Source organism: Adlercreutzia sp. ZJ304 (assembly GCF_011039075.1).
Lineage (GTDB): Bacteria > Actinomycetota > Coriobacteriia > Coriobacteriales > Eggerthellaceae > Adlercreutzia_A.
Map to the genome: position 1 here is coordinate 1 of NZ_JAAKEG010000017.1, position 4,998 is coordinate 4,998.

Here is a 4,998-nt window from a genome sequence, read left to right on the forward strand (position 1 = left end):
AACATTCGGAACAAACCGACATTGCGGTCTATTCACTCCACCCGTTAAGGCGGGGTGGCGGAATGCTCAGCTGCTCTGCGGTCCTCGCTCGGCAGAAATGTTCACAGAACACTTCTTTCGCTGTGGAACTCGCTTTGTGAGCACACCGCCGCACCGCCTTAACTGTTCAAATGCATTTCTCACCCCTTTCTAATTCAGCACGTTTATCGTTATCTTGGCGGCAGCTTTTCCTACCTCTTCGTAGGTCTGTTCGTCTAATGCTGTAAATGTGGCTGTAGCCTCATGTGCCCCAGCATCTAAGTCTTTCGCAAGCGCAATGTTTTCGATGTATTGGTCGGGCTTTAGTACTCCAGACTCATACAAAACATCTCCCGTATCGTCTTCTGTAATGGTTACTTTCATCAGGTAGTGGTTGCCGGGCACGTTTTCGATGTATGCAGTACCAGAAGACGTACCATCTTCAAACTGAATTACAGACGCAATTGATATGTTGAACATGCCTTCTTCAACTGTACGGTCAAGTTCTGCCTGCATTTCTTCTTGAGACTTATAAGGCGCTTGTCCAGTTTGCGCATTAGGATCAAATAAGCTGTTGCCGTTACAAGCAAATAGCCAAACTAAAAGCCATATAGCCAAAGCTACAACAACAATGCCCACAACCAAAAGGATTGTTTTCTTTTTACTGCTATGGTTAGCGCTATTTTTGCGACCATTGTTGCTGCCGTTGCCGCCCGCATTTGCGGAACCCGAGGTTTGCGTTTGCGGCGGCACTTGCGTTTGCGCTTGCGCCCTAGTAGGTCGTGATGAACTATTTGCACCAAAACGCGAAGACGACACATTGGGTCTTTGCACGCGATTCGCATCTGCCCCGTCTACTCGCCTTACCTTTGGTCTTTGCTGGTTGTTCAGGTTCTCGTTTGCCATCAATCTATTCCTAATCGTCGTCTTATAAAACCCAAGACAACCGAATAGAAATAAAATAACCAACCCTGATATACTGCAATTAAGTCAAGCGTCCGACTGGAATGCATCGTTTATACTCAGGCGCTTTCTTACGCCTAAACTACATAGTTTTACAGGCAAAACTTTCTTGCTAAATAATAAAAAACATGATAGTCTTTTGCCTGTAAGAAGCCTGGCGCCGAGGTCACAGAGCCTCACATGCGAGGCTTTTTTCATGCCTATTTCAGCGGAAACACTGACATAAAGTACTTCTGATTCTTTGAATTGCGCTTTATTTGAACCGCAAAGTTAACCCCATCAGAAGATGTGCCAAAAAATCTAAAGTATTTGTTTCCTGAATCGTGAATAGATTCCGGAGCGCATGTCGTCTTTCTTATCAGTTCTATTGCGCAAGGATACAACATTAGGCGTCTCTGGCGTTCTGCACTGTTTTTCTGCTTCAAATGCGCCCAAAATAGATCTAGAAATACTTTATCTCCACCAAAATATCGTGAACGTACATAAGCCATCCTACGGTTTGATTTCACAATACTGTTATAGACGGCACGAGCCTTACGAAACAAATCACTTGTTCCGCTAGCTTTCAAACACGCAGCAGATGTCTTATAGAAATTTGGCATGCATGCAAGTATAGTGCATTTATCATGCAATAGGAAAGATTCATTATTCTATTCGGTTGTCAAGGTGCGGTGGTGCCGCTTTGCCATTTGCATGGCATATTGCATACGTCGGGAATTAGTGGCTGCGTTTTGCTGTGGTGCAGCCACAAATTCCTAAAACGTGTGGTTTATAAATTCGCTAAAGCTGATTGCGCACTTGCAGCTTTCTTTGCAGCAGAAGTGCTGCTATCGAATGTCCAAATGTCGTTATCGGTTGGTGCACTACCACCTGTACCGTCGGTAGCAACATTGACTAAATCAATCGTCCAAGTAACCTCAGCCACATTATCAGCCGTTATGCCCGTATCAGGATGCTTAGCTAACTCATTCATAACAGCTTGAACTGCAGCACCGTTAAGCTTCATGGTCATGTTGCCGGAAAGTGGCGGATGATTGGAATCGCTAGTCGCTGCTCCTACTACTTGCTGGAAAGTAGTATCGCCACCGTCTAGGCTAAATTCGCTTCCAACAAATCCAAGCGTCACGCCATTTACAGCACTACCAAACACTGAAGACGCATCTGTGCCTACAGCCGATTGTGCACCCACCTTAATTTGCAAAGGAGTTCCGTTATTGACACTTATAGTTTCTTCTGATGAAACAGGTATATCTGCTTGCGGCGCACTTAGATCAAATGTAGCCACACTGTTGTCAGGTACTTCCACGCTGTAAACTGCAGTCCATCCAGCATACAGATTAATGTTGCGAACGCCATTCTTGTCTGTTGCAACATCAGATGTATCCCCTGCCGCAGTTTGCACTAGTGCCCGCAGCTTAGTATTGTCAAGAGTTGCGCCAGCATTATGCACAAGCGGTGTACCCGTTTTATCGTCTATACGCCAGTCGCGCAAGGTAAAGCCATACATCTTAGCGCTATCAACCACATCACCTGCTGCCGGCAAGGTTAAGCTGCTATCGTCCACACTAAACGTCTTATCCGCTATGCCTAAATCTCCGCTTCCATCAGCATATTTAGCAAAGTTAAGCGTATAGGTATTTGGCGTAGATGCAGCATATACCGTAGCCACTCTGTCATTTGCATTTCCAGATGCAGCATTCGGGAACAACTTGTCAAAAGTGCTGTTAGTACCAAGCGATACATCAGCCACACTCTCATAATTGTTGGACGCATTCTTAGCATCCCAGCCGCTAAGCGTATACCCCGTGTTGGCTACAGCTTGCTTAAATGCCACTTTTTGGTCTTTGTTTGTACCGAAATCATCAACTATGAACGTTGTTATATAGCTGCTATCCGCATCGGTTAGCTGCGTAGCCACACGACCAGTTTCGTTATCTTTTTCGGCATAACGCACGGTGTAGATGTTCTTATCCCATACCGGATGAAGCGTTAAGCTGTCTTGCAGTACAGGTGTTGCTGTAGCCGCGTATTCGGCAGAGCTGTCTGCCCAAGCTTTAAACGACACCCACTTATTACCTTCATCTGTAAGTGTCATGCCGCCCATGTCTCCAAGTGCAGCCGGCACAGCAGTATTCCATGCCACATGCTTTATGCTGTCTTTTGTACCTTGCGAATATCCATCCGCATTGTTAACAAATTCCACTTTCAGAAGCACGTTATAGTAAACATCTATCTTGGCATTTTTGTCAGCAGTTAGTGTTGCTTGCGTACTAACCGAGCTGCCCCCATGGTTTGCATCTAGCAAATACACATACTTTTCAACGTGGTTGTCATAAGCCGTCGCGTCATATTCGCGACCATCTTTCTTGCTAATCTTTTCTTTGTAGTAATCTTTCAGTGTATTGTCAGTTACTGTTGTGCTGCCGTGTTGCACCGTGCCAGCTTTTATGTCCACCACATCGCCCGTTGTAAGGCTAGAACCGCCTGCCTGCGCTATGGTTTCTGTAGTGGTAACACTGTCATAGTCCCCCGTTGCTGGGTCTTGCCAGTGATAAACCACCGTAAGTTGATTATCTCCAGCTACCCACTTGGCATACATTACCATAGCCGTGCCATCGCCATAGGCTTTCACCGCATCACTCATCTTTGTGAAGTTCACGGTGTTAGTGTCGCCCGCAGCTTTCAGCCACCCGCTAAATACGTGCCCCACCTTACTAAAACCAACCTGCTCAGCTGTGGGCAACGTTATATTGGCTGTGTACTTCACATCTTCAATAAACGTACTGTTTACTGTACCCTGCCCACCATTCGGATTAAACGTTATGGTGTAGGTCTTGGGAGTCCATTTACCGCTAAGTACTATTGTTGTAGCCGATCCATTGCCTATCAGTTCTTTGAAAGTTTCCGTGTTTAAAGTGGTGTTTACAGCATAAGTCTTATTTGCATTGCCGCCGGTAAAACCACCGAATGTGTAGCCCATAAGACTAGGCTCTGCAGTATAGAGCTTCGCTGGTGTAGCCGTCGCAGCTTCTTCTATGTTTGTAGATACAGACGCTGTTTGGCTAGGTGTGTCAATCAGTACTGCGCCATCAACATCTTTGCTATTCGCGAAACTGAACGTGTATGTAACCAAATCCCAGTTAGCCGTAATATTTATGGTTGCCCCATTCGCAGGGAAACTGTTTGCGGGCAATATATTGGATATGTGTGTACTACCAGTTGATATCTGTGTGCCGTTTGGTCCGGTGTAGTTTTTGAAGCTGTAGCCTAAGTTCGTCGGGTTTGCAGCACTTATATTTATAGGTGCGGAAGCATACGCAACGTTAGCTATGTCTGCCGGAAGCCCTGTTGCACCTGCCTTAGCGCTGATGAAGTGTAATTTATACTTGTTTTCAGCCCACTGTGCATTAAGCACTATGGTGTTATTGGCACCCACATTGCCGTTGGAAACAAGGTCTTCTACATTAACTGTATTTGTATATGTATTTGCCGCAGTACCAGTAGTTGCAGGCTTCCAACCAGATAATGTATAGCCTTGGCGCTGACGCACATTTGTATCTGTGCTCTTAGGTAATGTGATAGCTGCGCTCTCTACAGTAACCGTCTCATCTGCGGGCCATGATGCGCTATTGAATACACCCGATGCTCCATCAGCAAAATGTAGGGTATAGTTAATAATCGCCCATCTTGCATGATAGGTTGTATTAGTATCTGGCAAATAGCTATTCGATGTTATTTGATCGCCCTCACCAGATGCTGTTGTCCACCACCCAGCAAAGGTATACCCAGACTTTGATGGATCTGCAGGCAACTGAACTTTAGTAATAGTTCCACCAGCTTGCGGCGTATCGGCAATCGTGCCACCACCATGTGTATTCCACGAAATAATAACTGGCTCAAAGTTAGCCCATACATCAGAAGTCCAGCGATATATAACATTACCATCGCTGCCCAACTGTTCTAAAGCGGTACCAGCAGGAGTTAGTGACCAGTTCAAGAAGTCAGGTCTACCCTCCA

General features: G+C 45.7%; 2 protein-coding genes. Both read right to left on the minus strand.

The window, feature by feature from the left end; all coding sequences use genetic code 11:
- Positions 1-189: 189 nt before the first annotated feature.
- Positions 190-924 carry a hypothetical protein gene (locus tag G7Y46_RS08340; protein ID WP_165253286.1) on the minus strand — a complete coding sequence of 245 codons (735 nt, stop codon included), beginning with the start codon at positions 922-924 and terminating at the stop codon, positions 190-192.
- Between the two features lie 826 nt (positions 925-1,750).
- A partial coding sequence (locus G7Y46_RS08345) for an InlB B-repeat-containing protein (protein ID WP_206214200.1) occupies positions 1,751-4,998 on the minus strand: 3,248 nt, incomplete at its 5' end.